This is a genomic window from Paenibacillus sp. IHBB 3054 (assembly GCF_051594305.1).
GTDB lineage: Bacteria > Bacillota > Bacilli > Paenibacillales > Paenibacillaceae > Paenibacillus_AQ.
The window spans coordinates 1-18851 of sequence record NZ_JBOFBG010000027.1; the positions used below are offsets into that span (position 1 = coordinate 1).

The window sequence follows — 18851 nt, forward strand, 5'->3', positions numbered from 1 at the left end:
TAACTAATACTAGCTTTGGAATTACAAATTAAATACTTCGAGTACTACTTTACTTATCCAATATAATAAATACTCTCTTCTATTTGCTATACAAGCAGATAAAAGAGAGTATTTTTGTTCCTAAGCTATTCCAGCTCAATTTTCTCAAGAATATCCCGTTGGATTCATCGATGGAATAAACTTAAGCATCTCGTTTACGGTAAAATACAATAGCTACTGTAAAAAAGATCAGTGTCCATAACATTGAAATACCTGTCCCTTGCATGGGTGTAAGGACATTTATCTCATCAGAGGAAGGCGGCATATACATATAATATCCTGCCGTATCCGGAAAATAATTTTTAATACTAGGTAGAAAATCTCTCGACAATGGACTGACAATGAAATAATAACCAAGCAGTACCACTAAAGCAGGAGTGGTTCGTCTTAATAAAGCACCTATAGCTGCACTGAGAAGTGTGGTTAATGTGAGATAGCCTGTTGCACCTGCTAATGATTCTATCATTGCGTCTATTTCAATCACTACTGCTGTGTCTCTCATCATGATAAAGGTATATAGTACACCTGATGCAGTAATAATAAACGCAGCAGGAATAGTTATAATTGCCAATGCCAAATGCTTCGTGGATAATTGGAACCCACGCCAAGGTATCGTAGTTAAAGTAGTTCGAATCTGTCCACCTGTATACTCCGAACAAGTAGCTAATATACCAAGAATAATGAAGCCTGCTTGAAGATATCCCATAGAAGCAAGACCTATATTCAGTATATTTTGCGTTCCTGCTGCCCCTTGTAGACCAACAGAAGTAAAAGCTGCGGCTAAAACTAAACTAAGAATGAATGTACCCATAAGAGTGCGCCATATCAATGGTAATGTAACTAATTTATCCAGTTCAGCACCAAGGATTTGTGTTATCGTTCTACTAGATGAGACACTCATGATGCAACGTCCCTCCTATGGAATACAATAGCTGCAACAATGAAAATAACGACTACCCAGGCAAACATGACTAAACCGCCTGTGAAGGGGGTGTGAAATCTGTCGAATAAACTGCCTGTGGACGGGGTGTGAAGTCTGTCGCTCGTAAACATAAACATTTCAGCGCCAGCCCTATCTGGTAAGTAAAACGCCAACTTTGTAACCCTATAAAGCAGGACACTAAATGATACAACGGATGAATTTATTATGAGCACAGTAAGCGGGATGATGCCATTCTTAGTTAGCAAAGTAATCCCAAGTGCTAAAAGAGCAGTGAATGTCCAGTAACAAACTGCACCGATAAGTTCAGACCATTCAAATGCAGGGGCATATTCACCAAGAATAAGATGCGTTGCTGACACAGTTGTCATAATAGCAACAATACAAAGCAGTATGCTGATCACAGCCACAGCGCCTGCTTTTGCCAGCAAAAAATGAAGTCGGGATGAAACAACAGTTAAACTCGTTGTAATCTGTTGTCCTCCACCAGATTCACTGCTCTCTGTCAAATACTCACTGCTGACAGCAAGCACACCAAGAATAATAACGCCTTGCACACCAAGAGCTAACCCGATATAGCCAACTTCCGATAGCCGTGTGCTAACTCCAGCTATAATCTCTTCTTTTTGTGCTATGCTGTCCAAGGCAGCAATGACCGCTGGGGCAAATGCTCCAATAAGCAAGGCAAGCCAAATGCCCGGCAGGGAGAACAATTTAGATAGTTCCGCGTTGAATGCTCTCATACAACCTCACCTGCATTTTCAGATGTCAGGGCAAAAAAGGCTTCCTCCAGCGTGGAATGGTTACCTATTACTTCTTCCAATGTTCCATCTGCAACGATTTTTCCATGCTTAATAATCACCACATCATCAACAGTCTCTGCAAGCTCTCCCATTAGATGACTGGACAGTAACACCGTGTTTCCAGACTCAGCACGTTCACGTAAAAATGTCCGAATCCAACGAATTCCTTCTGGGTCGAGCCCGTTTACGGGTTCATCTAAAATCAATATTTGTGGATCACCTAGTAATGCAGCTGCCATTCCAAGTCTTCTCCCCATACCAAGGGAATAATTCCCCACTCTTTTGCCAGCTGCATTAGTAAGACCTACTATTTCCAGAACTTCCTCGACACGTGAGCGGGACAATCCTGCGGCACGGGCAATCCAACGCAAATGTGCCCGTCCTGTTCGCATACGATGAGCTCCAAATCCATCAAGTGCGGCACCTACTGTTGCTAGAGGATTATGTAATTCTGCGAATGGCTTTCCATTAATTAGCGCACTCCCTGAGGTGGCACGATCTAATCCAAGCAGGATACGAAGTGTAGAACTTTTACCTGCCCCATTAGGACCTAAAAAACCAGTTACTCTACCTGGTCTAGCTTTAAAACTAATACCTGATAAGATTTCCCCAGTTCCGCGATGTTTGACTAAGTTATCAATTGTAAGCAACCACAACACTTCCTTTCTGTTATGGTTCTAATTATAAAGAAGCAAAGTTACATCCCGGTGATCATGTTGTTTAATTCTGGATTACCTTTAGGTTAAGCTCTATCAATAACCACTCTTGTGCCATTTTCATTTGATGTAAAGTCAGCTTTCAGCTTCATTTTTTTCAACATATAATTTAAAGCCGATAAACCAATCCCCGCCCCACGCTCATAGGAAGAGTTATTCATACCTGGACCTCTGTCTGCAACAAGGATCAGTTCTTTTTCTACATCAACCACAATGTGTACATATTTCCCCTCTGCTGCATGGCGAAGAATATTCTGAAATAAATTATCCAGAACCCGTGTCATCCATTTAGGATCTGCTTTCCAATAAAAAGTCGCCTCTGCCGGTAAATCAACATCGATCTGAATTCCTTTTTCTTCAAATACAGGATACCACGCAGCAACAGATGCTCTTACTAAACGTCCAATATCTGTTGAAGTGGGCCCGAAAGGATGTTTCCCTGATGTAAGCAATGTATAGGAAAGTAAATCATCCATTAGATCTCCGACTCTTGAAATCGTATGGTTCATCTCTGTTAATGAGTTTTGTCCTTCTAAACTTATTGCTTCTTTATTTAATCTGGTGATATGTCCTCTCAAAATAGTAAGTGGCGTTCGTAAGTCGTGAGATAAATTCGCAATGAGCCGATGTCGTAACAATTCCTCTTCATATTCTCGCTTGCGGCTGTCTTCAAGTTGCTGAATCATCCAATTAAAAGAACTTCCTAACTGGTCTATTTCATCCATACGATCTCTTTGAACAGATATTGGTTTAGGAAAATTATTAGCTGAAAATGACATGACTTCCTGTAAGCGGGTGAGACGTTTACGAAGCCTCAAGAAGAAAATCCAAGATATTACAACAAATGCTACAATAATAAAACCAAACAAAAGCAGTACAACGTAAAAATAATTTAACTTGTTCAGCTCTTCTTCATTAAAAGGAGACTCAATGAACGCAGATAAGAAAATAAGTACAATCGGAGGAAAAAAGATAAATAGAAAATGTCCTTTTAGAAACCGACGAAATAATGATTTAGTCTGTTTCATAGTTTCACCCGATAGCCTATTCCCTTCAACGTTTCAATAATCTCTGGGGAATCCGGATGACGTTCCAACTTTTGGCGCAGTCGATGGATATGCACCATTAATGTTTTATCACCAGTTATATAAACCTCTTCCCAAATGGCTTCATAGATTTGTTCTTTTGGTAAAACTTGATTAGGGTGGCGTAAGAAGTACATTAAAATTTGATGTTGTTTCCCTGTCAATATAATTTCTTCTCCTGTGTGTTTGTCAAATACCATTTGGACTTCTGGATCTACTTCAATATAATTCCCTAATGAAATACGTTCGGAATGTGTTCCGCCACTTCGACGGATTAATACATCTAATCTAGCAACTAATTCATCCGTATGGAATGGTTTCGTTAAATAGTCATCAGCAAATTGTAAACCTTCTACCTTATCATCTATCGATGTTCGAGCAGTTAACAGCAAAATAGGAACAGCAGGAGCTGCCTTTTTTAATCGTTTTCCCACAGTAAATCCGTCTAAACCGGGCAACATGATATCCAAAATAACGATTTCATGCTGATTTACTTCTTTTTCGGCTCCATCACCAGAAAGCAGCCACTGAACTGAAAATCCTCGCTGTTCCAATTCTTCTTTTACCCAACTGCCTATTTTCTCATTATCTTCAATATATAATACGTTTCTTTTCAAGTAACATCCCGCTCTCTAAATTGACTTCACTATTAGACAGAATAACACAATCTAAAGAATGGCTTCCAGTTAAGACAATTTTATCGTTCGTTAATAGAGTGTCATAAAAAAGAGGCCTACTTGAAAGACATGATATTTAACATAGTTTGAGCATGCTCACAGTCACATCGGGAAAGACTTAACTGTGTTACGTTATAGTTAATTACTCCAGAGGAGTTTTTATAATGTCTACAACTTGTGAAAGAGGTGTGTAATTGAAACTTCCAACAATCCAATTCGGACATATTAAATCCAGAGTTCCTGTTATTCAAGGTGGAATGGGCGTAGGCATATCCTTAAGTGGATTAGCCGCTGCTGTAGCCAATGCAGGCGGGATCGGCACCATCTCTGGTACAGGGATCACTACTGAAGAGCTGAGAATGCATATTCGCAAAACAAGAGAACTCTCTAAAGGGATTGGCTATATCGGTGTGAATGTACTATTCGCAGTGAAGGACTTTGCCGAAAAAATGAAGGTTGCTTTGGAAGAAAAGGTTGACTTTATTATTTCCGGAGCCGGAATTTCTAGAGATATTTATGCTTGGGGTAAAGAATATGGTACTCCTGTGGTAACTATTGTTTCATCCGCCAAATTAGCCAGAATTTCCGAAAGACTTGGTGCCTCCGCAGTCGTTGTGGAAGGGTTCGAAGCTGGGGGCCATTTAGGTACAGACAGATCCATGTTTGATATCCTTCCTGAAGTCTTAGAGGCCGTTTCGATTCCGGTTATTGCTGCGGGTGGGATTCTGACAGGGGATGATATCGCAAAAGCCCTTCGGATTGGCGCATCTGGTGTTCAAATGGGTACCCGTTTTGTGGCTAGCCATGAGTGTGATGCTCCCTTAGCCTTCAAGCAAAAGTATGTAGATGCTCAGCAAGGAGATACTGTCCTCATCAAGTCTACAGTGGGTCTAGAAGGTAGAGCGATTCGGAATGAATTTACGGACCGGATCAGTGATAATGCCAAATTAAAGATAGTCAAATGCTATGATTGTCTAAAGGTTTGTTCACATCGCTTCTGTACAATGGAATCCCTGCTTACTTCCCTTAGAGGAGATGTTAAGAACGGTTTGGTTTTTGCTGGGTCCAGAGTCCATGAGATTAAAGAGATTTTGTCCGTACAGCAGATTATCGACAATTTAATGAATGAGTATCAAGGGGCATTGAACCCGACAACTTAAGGTTGTTATAAGATATATAAGCGCGATTAACCACTTAAGCTTGGGATTTCCGAGCCTAAGTGGTTTTTTATTTCGCGAGATAACCGCGCCTGACTCGGGTTCTAATGGGACTATGTTCTTGTCTTCTGACATCGGAGAACAAGAACTTAGTTCCTTAGCCGATACCTGCTAATTTTCTGCCACAAAAAAAACCCTTTTCAGAAATCGTTCTAGTTACGTATATGCCCATGAAAAAAAGACAGCTGAACCAGATCGGTTCAACTGTCCATTGCTTTTTACAGGGGCGTGGTTAACTACTCCAGCGAATGTCGCTTTTGTTACCTGGTTGGACGCAAATCTTAGTGCAGAACTTAAATTACGCCATCTCCTCCAATAGCTGTCGCAGTAAATACTACTGGTCCAACTATAGTGATGAAGGTAGTGCCCGGATTCGAATTTTCAATACCCAATTGATAGTTTATAACGCCCAAAGGGGCACCATCAACCCATAGAACATTTATTTGCTTAATTTCAGGATTTGCTGTACCCACAAGTCGAATATGAGAGCGATATATTACTGTACCAGCTCTGAGAATTACAACATTGAAATTATCAGGAGTTACAATCTGGTCAATGTTAATACTTCCTTTTAACTCAACTCTATTTGAGAAAGAAGCAGGGTTTTCCGGAGGAATAACTACTGAGGTATCAAGTATTCCAATATTTTGCCCCGGTGGAATTGTTAATGCAACAGCTCCTAATGGATTTAACGCCTTTGAACCATAACTTATAATTGTTGCCATCTATCATTTCCCCTTTCAAGTTTTATACGTTATTATACGTAGAACCGAAATGATCGCTTGGACTTCATTCCTGGTAGTTATACACATTTTTGAGTTTAGCATTTTGCATAATTCATTTTCGAAGAATGCCTTGCCGCCTGATTCATTCGGCACTGGGTGGGGCAATTCATTAACAACTAGGATAGGAACTATGACAAAAAATACCCCAATACGGGTGGCTAACTCGTAGTGTGGTATTGAACGACTGGCTACACAAAATAATTGTTTATTACTCAACAAATAGGAACAGATTACCTTCTATGCTCACCATCTATAAAAAATCTTCTTCATAAGGGTGATTCAATAGTGCTAGGTTTTCTTTTGTCATGTACCATGTTCGGTATTCATCCAAATTACTGTTGATAAGTAAAGATCCTTTAATTCTTTTCAGTAATGGATATGTGGAATCATCTTCTAAAATCAAATCTCCGTCGTTCATAATCAATATTTTACCAATTATTTCAAGTAGCTTTAACCATCCTATATCAAATGTACGCGTTATAAATTGAATACTAATAAAAACATTCGTATCTACACCATATGCTTCGAGATTTGCCTTCCGATAACGTTCTGAATAGTCATCCTCATCATCTAAATTAATGCTCATTGAAAAATATGTGCAATCGACGCTTACGCGTTGAGTATAAGACCTATTCCATGCTTCTGCCTCATAATCAATTAATTCTACAAATAATACTTCGGATATCATATTGTAGAGCAATTTCCCCAATTCTTCTTTAGGCAAATTAGAACCAATACATAACGAAAAATCCATTTTACTCATACCTCCAGTACTCTCTAGTTACTTGACGACCTTCAATGACTTATAGTTCAGCTAAATATTTTAAATCCTTGTGAGTTTGACTTAATTTAAACTCAATAAGTTCAGTCCTTTTTCCAACAGGATAATCATTTAAATTTAACACTATTCTTCTAGCTTGACCCGTAGTTTTATCTCTGAGCATTTTAAGAATGTTCGATAATTCACTGCTGTTTCATCCTCCCTATCCGGGCGGCGTATTCTACAGTTGCGAGTGAATTTGAAAAAACGCAAGAAAACGAAGATAACAAAAAAATAGATCAATCATGGTAACATCTAACCATAATCAACCTGTTCATTGTAACGGAATAGCATTAGTTAGGTTATACTTTTCAAGCATTTGATGTGCGTACAACCGAAATGGGGAAATCTTTATACGGGTATTACATGGGTTATATGTGTTATTGGTTGAATGATGGGTTCATTCGTCACTGGGTGGGGTCTTTGATGGAGAGCTGCCACTTGTATGTTTGTATTATTTAGCATATAGTGGCGGATAATTAAAGAACCACAACACCGGCGGTTAGGTCGCATTGTGGCGTTGTTTGTTGTATTGTACGATCTTGTATTAGTATTGTAAGTTGTTTAATAATCCGAACAAATCCATAAATTAATCAACATGTCCATTGTCAAGTGCATCCAAGGTTTCATCACTTATATCAAGTGGTTCCCTTTTAACTCGATTTGCAAGCGAAAGAAAATCAGTAGCACCAGCTACATTCAAATAACCTGCCCTTATAAAGAAATGGCCACCTCTTTCATATAGCTTTATTGCTGGCTCAAACAAATCTTTATTATCAATAGCAATTTGATTTCCTTCATCAATGAGTGCGTTTAACTCAAAATAACTGGTAGCAATTTCTCTAACATAACTATTGTCAATCTCCTTTAGTATTTGTAATTCATCAACACTCACTTGTGACTTAGTTATCGAATTTGAAATGATAATAAAAGGATACCTACAAGGCCTAGGATAATATTGGAAAAATATTGATGCTCTTCTTAAGTATTCTTTACTCAAATGAACATGTGATCTTGCTTGCTTGATTCCAATACAACTCCAATCTATTGCAGAAATACGCTTAATTGCCTGATTAAAATTTTCCATCAATTATTTCACTCCATCTTCTCTATTTTTATTGCCCAAGAACTTTTTTCGAATAATAGTCATATGCTCCAGGGAGTTCAAATGAAGGTTGATCAGAAGCTACATCATGTGCACCAGGAGGATCAGAACCAAAATCATCACTATCTTTTTGATACGAACCAGGATTTTTATATGGGTAGCCTTGTTTCATTTTTTCACTTTCAGTTAATTCATGTTTAGCTAACTCTTGAAACCACTTTTTTTGTTTTAGATCCTTTTTGTGCTTCTTTCCATATAAACCCAACTTCTAAATCAGGAGTAAAGTGGCCAACTCTATAACTTTGATTATCTAAAGGGATTTTATGTGTATCAAAAAACATGTGTTGTTTCATAGCCCTAATTTCTTCTATTGTCATACCAGTATTTTTTGCAACCTGTTCAATATCAGTCATACCAACACTTCTAATATCATCATAATCCTTTGATGCAGCTTTATATTCTTTTTCTTGAAATTCATCCATAAATGTGGGTTTATAATCATCTACACGCTTGTATTCATTCCAATCAACCTTTTAAAGGGTAGGTATTGATTCAGGAACATTACCCGTCCCCTAAGTTGTAATCTTAAACTTGGGAATAAAGAAGGTGATAACTGTTTTACCAATTACCACCATTATATCATCCGGCTTTGAGTTCCGTTAGAGGACTCGCCGCCCTGTATTCTGTTTTGTTCTTCATCATGCTGTATATGATGTTCACAAGCCTTCTCATGACGCATATGAGGGCTTGCTTCTTCGTCTTACCTTCTGATAGCTTCCGTTGATAGAACTCGTAGAACAAGGGATTACGCAGTGTCTTGTTCTTTCCTTTTGCAACTTGAATTTGCTGTACGGCTAGGTTATGGAAGATGGCATTCAGTACACGATTACCTTGTCCACTGGCTTGGTCTTTGCCCTTGCGTCTCGAACTAAAGCGGACAGGAGCAATTCCGGCGAATCGGGTTAGCTTGTCTGCATTAGAGAATCGGCGGATGTCTCCGATTTCAGCGACCAGTTCTGCCGCTGCAACGGTGCTAATCCCGTCCATCGACTCTAGCTTGTAATCGGTCTGTGCCAGTACCTGCCGAAGCTGTTCCTCGATTTGCTTGATGAGTTCCCGACTTCTCCGCATGTCCTTGACCATGTTGACGATAAGAAAGTCTCTATATTCTTGGAAGTTCCGCTTTGTCTCACCGTCCTGCTTCACCAATCCCAGTATTCCTTCTGCCTTACGAGTGGAACAGGTGTTATGACTCGCTTCACGTAAATACTCCGCTAGTTCATCCACCCCCACCGTTAACACTTGATGCGGAGCAGGATACTTCTCCCAAAAGGCAAGGGCGGCTTTACCGTCAATGTCACAGAAGAACTTATTATAGGACGGATAGTGATAGCTTAATTGTTGATGCATTTGATTCTTCAAGCCACTGGCATGTTTGACGATAGCGTTCCGCCTTGCTACCAATTGACCTAATATCCAGTACAAGTCTTGCGGATTCGCATCCGGCAGTTCATCGAGTCTTGCAAGGAGTACCTTAGCGATGCAGAATGCATCGCAACTATCGCTTGTAAACAAGATTTGATTATTTACATCTATCTAAGTCATAATATGGGTTAGAAATGTTCTCGCCAACTTATGCAATATTGAACTTTTGTTTGATTTCCATTAATCGAGCTTCAACCTCATCCTTAACAATTGGATTCCGTATTAAATAGTCCATACTTGCTTCATTTAGATACTGTTAGAAAGTTGGGTAATCCAATACAATTGTCTGATCTTCCTCTACCGCAGGGTAGTCAAAAAAATAACAAACTCCCGCATCTCCGAAATAACCTTCTTCCCACTCATCTAACTCACCAGCAAAAATACACCAAACACTTTCACTACCACCAAACCCATTTCCATTGCAATAGTTTTTAAGTGCTTCTAAAAAATATTTCCCCTCAAGGTGTCGATAATACATTTCCAATAATTCCTTCTCTGTTAATTTGACACTCATCAAATCATCCTCCTAGAAATTATTCTGATATGGTCGGAAAAGAAATTTGTCACTTTTCCATTTTCATCAAGGTATCCCGTGAATTTTAAACCATTCGATGCTGTTCCTCGAATTTCCCTACCCACAATTTCTCCATTCGCCATCGCTTCTTTCCTCCATTGTATTATTTGATCATTCGAGATTACACTTGGATCATATACAGTTTTAGGATGTGAAATATTTTTATACTGATCAGGTATTACTTTCAATTCCCTATCAAGTGCTGGAAGTCTATACTGAATTTGATAGACTCCAGGAATTGTGGGGTGTGGCGTTTTGGAAACAATAAGGTCATCAAGATTCCAACCTTGGTCTGTTAAAATCTTTTCGAAACTATCTAAATTGTGCCCCCCGACAACGCCCTTATTCCCTTTCCTTACAATACTTTGTGCATTTATTAGATGATCGTCAAAACCGTCTACATACTCGAAATTATTCTTAGTCACCCATGTAACATTATCATCACCATATTTTGAACGGAAGTACTCATCCCATTCTGCCCCTGTTCGAGGGATCTCAGCATCTTTACCCTCCCCTTGTTCAACTTCTCAAGAAGCTCCTTTTCTTCTTGTAAATACTTATCGAAATTAGAGGCTTCACGAGCTTTTTTACTTTCTTCAATGTTTCTTAGTATTTTCTCTCTATCATAAGGTGGCGGATCAGTCTTTTTTGTTTTCGGTACTTTACCCGTCTCCTCAGTATTTGATTGCTCTCTTTCTCTTCTTTCACATTCTTCTCTTTCTTTTCTTAAACGTTCTTTTCTTTCTTTACTTAAACGATCTTCACTATCTCTTCTTTCATGTTCTTCTCTATCCTTTGGCTTTGATTTACCCGTCTCCTCAACCGACTGCGACGAACCCTCCGCTTTTGGTTCCCACTGTCCTGGCGTCATCTGCCCCTGCAAGACTCTTGCTTTTTGCTAGGTCATCCATCAAACTGCCATCTTTAACCACCATTTCCTGGGGCAGATTTGTTTTAAGTCTAGTAGCGATGTCCGCTTCATTCGTCAACGCCTTCAAAGCATCATCCAGCGCCGCAATATTCTTGCGGTTCACTATTTTATCCGCTGCCTTATACAAGCCGTGCTTCAACAGGCTAACCAGGCTCACGTTATATGGTATTTTACATTTGTGAGTAATTTTGAAAAAACCGCAGATAACAAAGATAACAAAAAACAGGTCAATCATGGTGGTATCTGACCATAATCGACCTGTTTTATGTAACGGTTTAGCATTAATTAGGTTATACTTTTCAAGCATTATTGTGCGTACAAACGAAATTTTATACAGGTATTACATGGGTTATATGTGTTATTGGTTGAATGATGGGTTCGTTCGGCACTGGGTAGCCCCATAAAAAACTTAAGGACAAATAAATTAGAATTCCTCTAATGAAATTGCCTCAATGGAACTGCAGTAGAACTCAATAAAGTTGTACCCATCATTTTCACCATACCCACTATCATCATGCACATGGTATCGTTGACTTGTATCCCATCCAAATTCTTCTTTATCATGTACTATTAAACTCCTCGTCATATATAGATTTGTTATTTTCCGTACACTAAAATCGGAAACATTATTATATCTTATTTTCATTTTAAATCGTCGCCCTGTCTCAATAACCGAGACAAAAAAAGACAAAGTAAGTACAGTCGTATAATTATCTTCAAAGTCAATATCTACATCGTAATTAATCCCAACTATTTCCTTGAATGTCCAAGAACCAAGAGTATTTAACTTAGCAGTTATAGTATCGTAATTTTTTATAGCAGCCAAAAAACACATCTCCCCTCATTAATCAATAAATTTTATGCTATTTGTCGCTTCATCAATTATACCTTTTCTTAGTCTGCCTATAGAAAAGTCCATAAAATACTTTATCTCTGATTTCACACTTTTCCCTGCATCTTGATAAACATATTCATGCATATGTGGGTTTGTATGATGAGCAGAATTCCCATGGTCAGAAAAATCAATTCTATACTTTTGCTTGCCTGCTTGGTCATAAATTACTCGGGACTTCTCTATCTGTCCACTTGAACCTAGACGGCTAAAATCAATTCTAGCCCCTGGAGTTCCTTGCATAGGGGCGTAATTATTTTTATAGTACTCATCAGGCAGAAACGGTTCTTTAGCAAAGTCGTCAACATCACCCGTCCCCTCAACCGACCGCGACGAACCCTCCGCTTTTGGTTTTCCCACTGTCCTGGCGTCATCTGCCCCTGCAAGACTCTTGCTCCTTGCTAGTTCATCCATCAAACCGCCATCTTTAACCACCATTTCATGGGGCAGGTTTGTTTTAAGTTTAGCAGCGGTGTCCGCTTCGTTCGTCAACGCCTTCAAAGCATCATCCAGCGCCGCAATATTCTTGCGGTTCGCTATTTTATCCGCTGCCTTATACAAGCCGTGCTTGAGCAGACTGGCCAGGCTCACAAAGGCGATGCCAATCCCCAGTCCATCCAGCAGCGACTGGTCCATGCCGAGGGTAGTTATACACATTTTTGAGTTTAGCATTTTGCATAATTTATTTTCGAAGAATGCCCTATTTTCTGATGATAAAAATAGCTTCTACTTTAATGTTAAAGATAGAGATCTGAAGAATGTGGGGTTCTTTTCATTAAAGACAGCTCTTGAAAGTTTTCAGTTATCGGCTGACAAAAATATTGCATGGGTAATGCCTAATTGGAATCTGCCGCCTGACTCATTCGGCACTGGGGGGGGGGCAATTCTTTAACAACTAGGATAGGAACTATGACAAAAAATACCATAATACGGGTGGCTAACTCGTATTGTGGTATTGAACGACTGGTTACACAAAATTATTGACAGACCCGTTGTTGATTGTGTTGAAAGATATTATATGAAATTTTACAATATTTACTTATTCGAAACATCTTTATCTATCTCATCTAGATAACTATCACTAATATCCTCTGATTCAAACAAACTAGACTCCAAAGATACAAATCGCGAACAAGTTAATCCCCCAATAATCAACAGTCCTTTATCATATTGTATTCTGCCCCCTCTTTCAAATAGCTTTATTATGGGTAAATATAGCTCCCGAAACTGAACAGCGATCGGCACACCCTCCCCTATCAAATAAGCCCATTCCAAATATTGTATACACACTTCTCTGACAAAAATACCTTTTACATTTTGGAGTGATTCCGTACATTCATCTAATATATTTTTAGGTAATTGCATATCGATTAATTCCATAGCACTAAATACTATTATTCTCATCGAATCTTTGTGAAAATAATCATAGAATAATGAGCTTCTTCTCAGGTGCTTAGACAACAACACAACATATGACGGTCTCTTAAACTCAATATGGCTCCAATCAATATTTCGAATAATGCATTTAGCTTCTTCAAAAACCTTATTCATCTTTTCCCTCCATATTATCTAAAAAATTTCTTATTTTTTACTAATATATCCCAATTGGTTGTCCTCTTTACGGATAGGCTTGCATCAGTTTGCTTTCTGCTAATTCGTGATCGGCTAGTTCTCTAAACCATGCCTTTTCAGCAGGTGATAGTTCAGTACTTAATGCTTTTCCCCATCCATACGCTACGTTAATTATCTGGTGTAAAATAACCTTCATAATAATACTTACCATTTTCATCTACTAAATTAGCATGCTTAGTTAAAAACAAATGCTTTTTCATTGCAGTAACTTCATCTAAACTTAATCCAGTGTTTTTTGAAATAGTTTCTAGTTCTTTCTTGTCTAAACCTGTTAATCTCATTCTATTATAAATATTTATAGCTATTTTTTTACCCTTAAATGCAGGAATAAATACATTGGGTTCGCCTCTTGGTTCAATAGGTTTTATAGGAGGAGCTTCACCCGTCCCCTTGTTCAACTTCTCAAGAAGCTCCTTTTCTTTCTGTAAATACTTATCGAAATTGGAGGCTTCACGAGCTTTTTTACTTTCTTCAATGTTTCTTAGTATTTTCTCTCTATCATAAGGTGGCGGAGCAGTCTTTTTTGTTTTAGTTACTTCACCCGTCCCCTCAACTGACCGCGACGAACCCTCCGCTTTTGGTTTTCCCACTGTCCTGGCGTCATCTGCCCCTGCAAGACTCTTGCTCTTTGCTAGGTCATCCATCAAACCGCCATCTTTAACCACCATTTCCTGGGGCAGGTTTGTTTTAAGTCTAGTAGCGATGTCCGCTTCGTTCGTCAACGCCTCCAAAGCATCATCCAGCGCCGCAATATTCTTGCGGTTTGCTATTTTATCCGCTGCCTTATACAAGCCGTGCTTGAGCAGACTGGCCAGGCTCACAAAGGCGATGCCAATCCCCAGTCCATCCAGCAGCGACTGGTCCATGCCGAGGGTAGTTATACACATTTTTGAGTTTAGCATTTTGCATAATTTATTTTCGAAGAATGCCCTATTTTCTGAAGATAAAAATAGCTTCTACTTTAATGATTAAGATAGAGATCTGAAGAATGTGGGGTTCTTTTCATTAAAGACAGCTCTTGAAAGTTTTCGGTTATCAGCTGACAAAAATATTGCATGGGTAATGTCTAATTGGAATCTGCCGCCTGATTCATTCGGCACTGGGTGGGGGCAATTCATTAACAACTAGGATAGGAACTATGACAAAAAAATACCACAATACGGGTAGCTATCTCGTATTGTGGTATTGAACGACTGGATACACAAAATTATTGACATACCTCAAAAATATTCACAAATGCTTATGTCATTTTATTACTCAATAAATAGGAACAGATTACCTTCTATACTCCCCATCTTTACAAAATCCTCTCTTCATATGGATAATTCAGTAGTCCTAGATTTTCTTTAGTCATATACCATGTTCGATAATCATCCAAATTACTGTTAATAAGTAAAGATCCTTTAATTCTTTTCAGTAATGGATATGTGGAATCATCTTCTAAAATCAAATCTCCGTCGTTCATAATCAATATTTTACCAATTATTTTAAGTAGCTTTAACCATCCTATATCAAATGTACGCGTTATAAATTGAATATTTACAAGAACATTTGTATCCACACCGTATGCTTCAAGATTCATCTCTCGAAAACGTTCTAAATATTCTTCCTCTTCATCTAAATCTATACCTAGAGAAAAATAAGTACAACTAATGCTCACTTGTTGAGCGTCAGACCAATCACTTATTTCTGCTTCATAAATATTTAATTCCAAAATTAACGCATCACGTATCATATCATAAAATATATTTCTCAAGGCCTCTCTAGGTAAATCAAAACCAATTGATAACCTGAAATCCATTTTACTCAAACCTCCAGTACGCTCTAGTTACTTGTCGACCTTCAACAATTAACAGTTCATTTAAATTTTTAAAATCTTTGTGTGTTTGACTCTTTAAATATTCAATAAGCTCAGCTCTTTTTTCAACGGGATAATCATTCAAATTTAACACTATCCTTCTAGCCTGCTTTGTAGTTTTTACTCTAAGTGTGTCAAGAATGTTCTTTAGAATAGTTGAATCAGGAGCATAACAATCAAATACTTTTCCTTCATTTCTGCATCTGCCCGATAAATAATAGCGGCCCCTTCCCTCTTCTTTTTTCACCTTTTCATGCTCTAGTTATTGTTTTCTTCTCTCTTTAATTGTGGGCATGAAAAAAACTCATTCCTCCCCATGATTCAAGTTGGAATAAGCCTTTGAAAGTTTATCTAAGCATGTTTTAAATTGTTTAGTGTTTGGTCTGTTGTATTGTATGATCTTTACTAGAACTTGTAAACCCAAGAATAAATGATCCTTATATATATCAGTTGAACTACTTATCCTTAATAGATCTTTTGCTTTTCAAATCAGAAATTATCTCGGTAATTCCACTTGTAATTGCAGAACCAATGACCTCTGAGTAATTATTAAATGAAGAATTTTTTTCTATTATTGAATCAAGTAAATTCTTAAACTTTCCTTCAACCATAATTCTAACTCCTTTTACTAATTCTCCAGTATCGCCGTTTTGCAAATCATCTTCAACAATTGTAAAATTGTCCATAATAATATCTCCTATTCTTTATTCTTATTAATTCCCCTAGCTAGAGCATTTGCTATAAGATTTGTGTAACCGTCATAGGATTTATCATTTTGAAGTATTGTGTCTAATACTTGTTTAAAATACCCATCTACAACTACAGTTACACCTTTTATAGCTTCTCTAGTGTTTTCACTTCGGAATTCATCTTCAAATATTTGTAATTTTGTTTTCAAATAAATCCATCCTTTTACTTAAAATTGAAATTATCTGGGATTATTTTTTTGAATTTCTTTCAAATACCCCGCCAACCTGTTGGAACAAACTCCTCATAAGATCCAGGTTCTTTAAATAAAGAGTAAAAAATTTTGCTATCGAGTCCAGATAGAACGAGATTTTGACTTCAGAATTCATTCCATTCAAGTATACTTTTTTGAAAGTTTATCAAATGTTTTTGTTTTTAAGTGTTTGGTTGTTAGTTGTATTATATGATCTTACTTTAAAGATGTATTAATATTCTTAAATATGTTTAACAAAAACTCTTCTCTATACCTTCTCAGTATCCTTAACAATACTTATAACACATTCTTTTTCTACAATTACAAACCCATTATTTACCTCTGTAAAAGTTATATCCTTAAATTGGTCATTTGATTTTTCTTTGAGTATTCGTAGAAGAGGCAATTCACTAACATATAAATATAGATTTTGAATAATTAAATGTTTTGCATCAATGTGCATTACAACTTTATTTAAATCATCATCTTCCCGTTCGATTTTTTTGTAATTTCCATATTATTTTTCCTTCTTGCTCTTCCTCTTCAATTTCAACAAAACCAAATAACACTGCTAACTTTTTGTAGTTTGGATCTCCTTCTCTAAATATATCTACTAAATCTATAATCATCTCATCTAAAGGACTCTCATAAATTTTTTTTCTAAGTAACTCCGGGGTGTCATCATCAAGCCACGAACCTATACTATCAAATTCTTCGCCTCTTGATTCTAACACTCCTATAACACTAGGCTTGGTGTAAAGATAACTCTTATTCATTTCTGTCACCCTTCCTTATTAAAAAGAAACCTTGAAGGCATAAAGAACAATCAAGGTTTCAAAATACGAAATCGTCCCACCAAAAAAATCAAGACTAGAACGTGTCTGAAAACTAAATAATAATGTGGTAAGATTTGAGAAAAACGATTGGAGCATCAAGCATGATTCAAAGACGGTACGAAATAAGCGATGAACAGTGGGAACAAATTTAGGGCATGTTTCCACCCTACAAAACAGGACGTCCGTCAAAATTAAGTGATCGAACCAAGTTTAATGCTATTCTATGGATTGCTCGAAGTGGTGCTGCCTGGCGTGATCTACCGGAAGAACGTTACGGCTCATGGAAAACGACCTACAGTCGTTTCTGCAAATGGAGAGATACTGGATTACTTGTCGCCATCTTCCAAGCGCTTCACGTAGAGCCTGATTTTGAAAACTTGAGCATTGATTCTACATCGGTTAAAGCCCATCAACACAGTGCCGGTGCTAAAAAAACGCAGAAGGACACGAAGTAAATCAGCACATCGGCATCAGTCGTGGTGGAAAGACCACCAAACTTCATACCGTCGTCGATGGATTAGGAAATCCTCTCGCTTTTCTTCTGACGGGTGGTCAAGTCTATGATTCCGTTCCAGCAATCGATTTACTTCAAGAATTTGATAGTACAGGAAGTCATATTCTTGGCGACAAAGCCTATGGCTCAGAAGCGATTCGGAATTGGATTACGGCTAAGCAAGCCTCCTACACCATTCCGCCTAAGGCGAATAGTCAAAATCCATGGAAAAGTCGATTGGTATCGGTACAAAGAACGTCACTTGGTTGAGTGCTTTTTCAATAAAATCAAGCATTTTCGCCGCGTGGCAACTCGTTATGACAAACTGGCAGAATCATTCTTGTCGTTTGTATACATAGCCGCCATTTTTAAATTGACTCAGTGATGAGTTTTCAGACACGACCTAGTTTACCGTTGACATTTTTTATTTCTTCCCAGTCACTCTCACACTTTTTTTCGTGAGTTTTATAACCTTCAGTCGAATAACCACAATGCGGCGACTAACTCGTATTGTGGTGTTGCGGGTCTGTCCAGAATTATAGATCGTTTATGTCGTGTGGTTCGGCATCAACAAAATTTTCAAACCAGTTGTTGAACGGATAATAGCCTTCATTCTTGATTTCTAGCCCAATATTATTCATGAAAAAATCGCCTCCACATTCTAATAAATTTATTAAAGGCTCATACACCCTTAAATATTGACTCGCTTCAGGACACTTGTCTGCATATCTCGCTAGCTGTAAATACCATTCTACTATATTTTTTATACTCTGATTATTTTCGAAAACCATTAGTATATCCGTATTGTAGTAAGTAGAAATATCTATATCCCCCTCAATATCTCCCAAAAAACGAGGTATATTAGAAAAAGCCGGTGATTTGGGTTTTAGTTGTTTTTCTTTGTAAAACTGAGCCAATCTTCTCAGATACTCATAACCAAAGTGAATTTTCTTAGTAAATTCACCATCATTTTTCCAATTTATGTTGTTTATTTTCGAAACCGCTGTTTCTAGACGCATTGCT

The 18851-nt window shown here is 37.8% G+C and carries 27 protein-coding genes and 1 pseudogene; 2 read left to right on the plus strand and 26 right to left on the minus strand.

Translation table 11 applies throughout. From position 1 onward, the window contains the following. Nucleotides 1–181 precede the first annotated feature (181 nt). The 5 genes from ACQ76X_RS24000 to ACQ76X_RS24020 all read right to left on the minus strand — a co-directional run bounded on the left by ACQ76X_RS24000 (nt 182) and on the right by ACQ76X_RS24020 (nt 4200). Nucleotides 182–940 (minus strand): ABC transporter permease, encoded by a 759-nt coding sequence (locus tag ACQ76X_RS24000; protein WP_438496244.1) that lies wholly within the window; start codon nt 938–940, stop codon nt 182–184. Continuing rightward, nucleotides 937–1722 carry an ABC transporter permease gene (locus ACQ76X_RS24005; protein ID WP_438496245.1) on the minus strand — a complete coding sequence of 262 codons (786 nt, stop codon included), beginning with the start codon at nt 1720–1722 and terminating at the stop codon, nt 937–939. Before ACQ76X_RS24005 ends, ACQ76X_RS24000 begins: the two co-directional genes overlap by 4 nt. Next, nucleotides 1719–2432 (minus strand): ABC transporter ATP-binding protein, encoded by a 714-nt coding sequence (locus ACQ76X_RS24010; protein WP_438496246.1) that lies wholly within the window; start codon nt 2430–2432, stop codon nt 1719–1721. Before ACQ76X_RS24010 ends, ACQ76X_RS24005 begins: the two co-directional genes overlap by 4 nt. A 92-nt stretch (nt 2433–2524) precedes the next feature. Next, nucleotides 2525–3526, minus strand: a complete 1002-nt coding sequence (locus ACQ76X_RS24015; protein WP_438496247.1) for a HAMP domain-containing sensor histidine kinase — start codon at nt 3524–3526, stop codon at nt 2525–2527. Beyond that, nucleotides 3523–4200: a response regulator transcription factor gene (locus ACQ76X_RS24020; protein WP_438496248.1), complete on the minus strand. Its 678-nt coding sequence runs from the start codon at nt 4198–4200 to the stop codon at nt 3523–3525. Before ACQ76X_RS24020 ends, ACQ76X_RS24015 begins: the two co-directional genes overlap by 4 nt. 254 nt (nt 4201–4454) lie before the next feature. Between ACQ76X_RS24020 and ACQ76X_RS24025 the strand changes: the two genes are divergently transcribed. After that, the gene (locus ACQ76X_RS24025; protein WP_438496249.1) at nt 4455–5420 is read left to right on the plus strand and encodes an NAD(P)H-dependent flavin oxidoreductase; all 966 of its coding nucleotides are present in this window, start codon (nt 4455–4457) and stop codon (nt 5418–5420) included. Between the two features lie 350 nt (nt 5421–5770). On the opposite strand, the gene ACQ76X_RS24030 is transcribed toward ACQ76X_RS24025, so the two are convergent. The 20 genes from ACQ76X_RS24030 to ACQ76X_RS24125 all read right to left on the minus strand — a co-directional run bounded on the left by ACQ76X_RS24030 (nt 5771) and on the right by ACQ76X_RS24125 (nt 17275). Beyond that, entirely contained in the window at nt 5771–6202 is a 432-nt protein-coding gene (locus tag ACQ76X_RS24030; RefSeq protein WP_076110832.1) for a hypothetical protein, read from the minus strand. A 310-nt stretch (nt 6203–6512) separates the two neighbouring features. Next, nucleotides 6513–7016, minus strand: coding sequence for a hypothetical protein (locus ACQ76X_RS24035; protein WP_438496250.1), 504 nt, complete (start codon nt 7014–7016; stop codon nt 6513–6515). 49 nt (nt 7017–7065) lie between these two features. Then, nucleotides 7066–7215, minus strand: coding sequence for a hypothetical protein (locus tag ACQ76X_RS24040; RefSeq protein WP_438496311.1), 150 nt, complete (start codon nt 7213–7215; stop codon nt 7066–7068). Between the two features lie 456 nt (nt 7216–7671). Continuing rightward, nucleotides 7672–8169 (minus strand): hypothetical protein, encoded by a 498-nt coding sequence (locus ACQ76X_RS24045; protein WP_438496251.1) that lies wholly within the window; start codon nt 8167–8169, stop codon nt 7672–7674. Between the two features lie 28 nt (nt 8170–8197). Further along, nucleotides 8198–8359: a hypothetical protein gene (locus ACQ76X_RS24050; RefSeq protein ID WP_438496252.1), complete on the minus strand. Its 162-nt coding sequence runs from the start codon at nt 8357–8359 to the stop codon at nt 8198–8200. 25 nt (nt 8360–8384) lie between these two features. Further along, the gene (locus ACQ76X_RS24055; protein WP_438496253.1) at nt 8385–8669 is read right to left on the minus strand and encodes a hypothetical protein; all 285 of its coding nucleotides are present in this window, start codon (nt 8667–8669) and stop codon (nt 8385–8387) included. 157 nt (nt 8670–8826) lie between these two features. Further along, a complete protein-coding gene (locus ACQ76X_RS24060; RefSeq protein WP_438496254.1) occupies nt 8827–9762 on the minus strand; it encodes an IS110 family transposase in 936 nt (311 codons plus the stop codon). Nucleotides 9763–9928: 166 nt separating this feature from the next. Next, nucleotides 9929–10186, minus strand: coding sequence for a ribonuclease toxin immunity protein CdiI (cdiI, locus tag ACQ76X_RS24065; RefSeq protein WP_438496255.1), 258 nt, complete (start codon nt 10184–10186; stop codon nt 9929–9931). Next, entirely contained in the window at nt 10186–10671 is a 486-nt protein-coding gene (locus tag ACQ76X_RS24070; protein ID WP_438496256.1) for a CdiA family toxin C-terminal domain-containing protein, read from the minus strand. Before ACQ76X_RS24070 ends, cdiI begins: the two co-directional genes overlap by 1 nt. Continuing rightward, nucleotides 10668–11117 (minus strand): hypothetical protein, encoded by a 450-nt coding sequence (locus ACQ76X_RS24075; RefSeq protein ID WP_438496257.1) that lies wholly within the window; start codon nt 11115–11117, stop codon nt 10668–10670. The genes ACQ76X_RS24070 and ACQ76X_RS24075 overlap by 4 nt, the downstream gene beginning before the upstream one ends. Further along, complete coding sequence (locus ACQ76X_RS24080; RefSeq protein ID WP_438496258.1) at nt 11065–11484, minus strand: hypothetical protein; 420 nt, start codon at nt 11482–11484, stop codon at nt 11065–11067. Before ACQ76X_RS24080 ends, ACQ76X_RS24075 begins: the two co-directional genes overlap by 53 nt. Before the next feature lie 117 nt (nt 11485–11601). Next, nucleotides 11602–12003, minus strand: coding sequence for a hypothetical protein (locus ACQ76X_RS24085; RefSeq protein WP_438496259.1), 402 nt, complete (start codon nt 12001–12003; stop codon nt 11602–11604). An 18-nt stretch (nt 12004–12021) separates the two neighbouring features. After that, nucleotides 12022–12705 (minus strand): hypothetical protein, encoded by a 684-nt coding sequence (locus ACQ76X_RS24090; protein WP_438496260.1) that lies wholly within the window; start codon nt 12703–12705, stop codon nt 12022–12024. A 399-nt stretch (nt 12706–13104) separates the two neighbouring features. Beyond that, complete coding sequence (locus tag ACQ76X_RS24095; RefSeq protein ID WP_438496261.1) at nt 13105–13620, minus strand: hypothetical protein; 516 nt, start codon at nt 13618–13620, stop codon at nt 13105–13107. Nucleotides 13621–13808: 188 nt separating this feature from the next. Beyond that, nucleotides 13809–14567, minus strand: coding sequence for a hypothetical protein (locus ACQ76X_RS24100; RefSeq protein ID WP_438496262.1), 759 nt, complete (start codon nt 14565–14567; stop codon nt 13809–13811). Nucleotides 14568–14998: 431 nt separating this feature from the next. Next, nucleotides 14999–15502, minus strand: coding sequence for a hypothetical protein (locus ACQ76X_RS24105; RefSeq protein ID WP_438496263.1), 504 nt, complete (start codon nt 15500–15502; stop codon nt 14999–15001). A 1-nt stretch (nt 15503) separates the two neighbouring features. After that, a complete protein-coding gene (locus ACQ76X_RS24110; protein ID WP_438496264.1) occupies nt 15504–15806 on the minus strand; it encodes a hypothetical protein in 303 nt (100 codons plus the stop codon). A 208-nt stretch (nt 15807–16014) separates the two neighbouring features. After that, entirely contained in the window at nt 16015–16245 is a 231-nt protein-coding gene (locus ACQ76X_RS24115) for a hypothetical protein (RefSeq protein ID WP_438496265.1), read from the minus strand. Between the two features lie 11 nt (nt 16246–16256). Continuing rightward, nucleotides 16257–16457, minus strand: a complete 201-nt coding sequence (locus ACQ76X_RS24120) for a hypothetical protein (RefSeq protein WP_438496266.1) — start codon at nt 16455–16457, stop codon at nt 16257–16259. A 524-nt stretch (nt 16458–16981) separates the two neighbouring features. After that, entirely contained in the window at nt 16982–17275 is a 294-nt protein-coding gene (locus tag ACQ76X_RS24125; protein WP_438496267.1) for a hypothetical protein, read from the minus strand. 215 nt (nt 17276–17490) lie between these two features. Between ACQ76X_RS24125 and ACQ76X_RS24130 the strand changes: the two are divergent. Continuing rightward, nucleotides 17491–18213, plus strand: a pseudogene (locus tag ACQ76X_RS24130) (IS5 family transposase). A 151-nt stretch (nt 18214–18364) separates the two neighbouring features. On the opposite strand, the gene ACQ76X_RS24135 reads toward ACQ76X_RS24130, so the two are convergent. Beyond that, nucleotides 18365–18847, minus strand: a complete 483-nt coding sequence (locus tag ACQ76X_RS24135) for a hypothetical protein (RefSeq protein ID WP_438496268.1) — start codon at nt 18845–18847, stop codon at nt 18365–18367. Nucleotides 18848–18851: the final 4 nt, after the last annotated feature.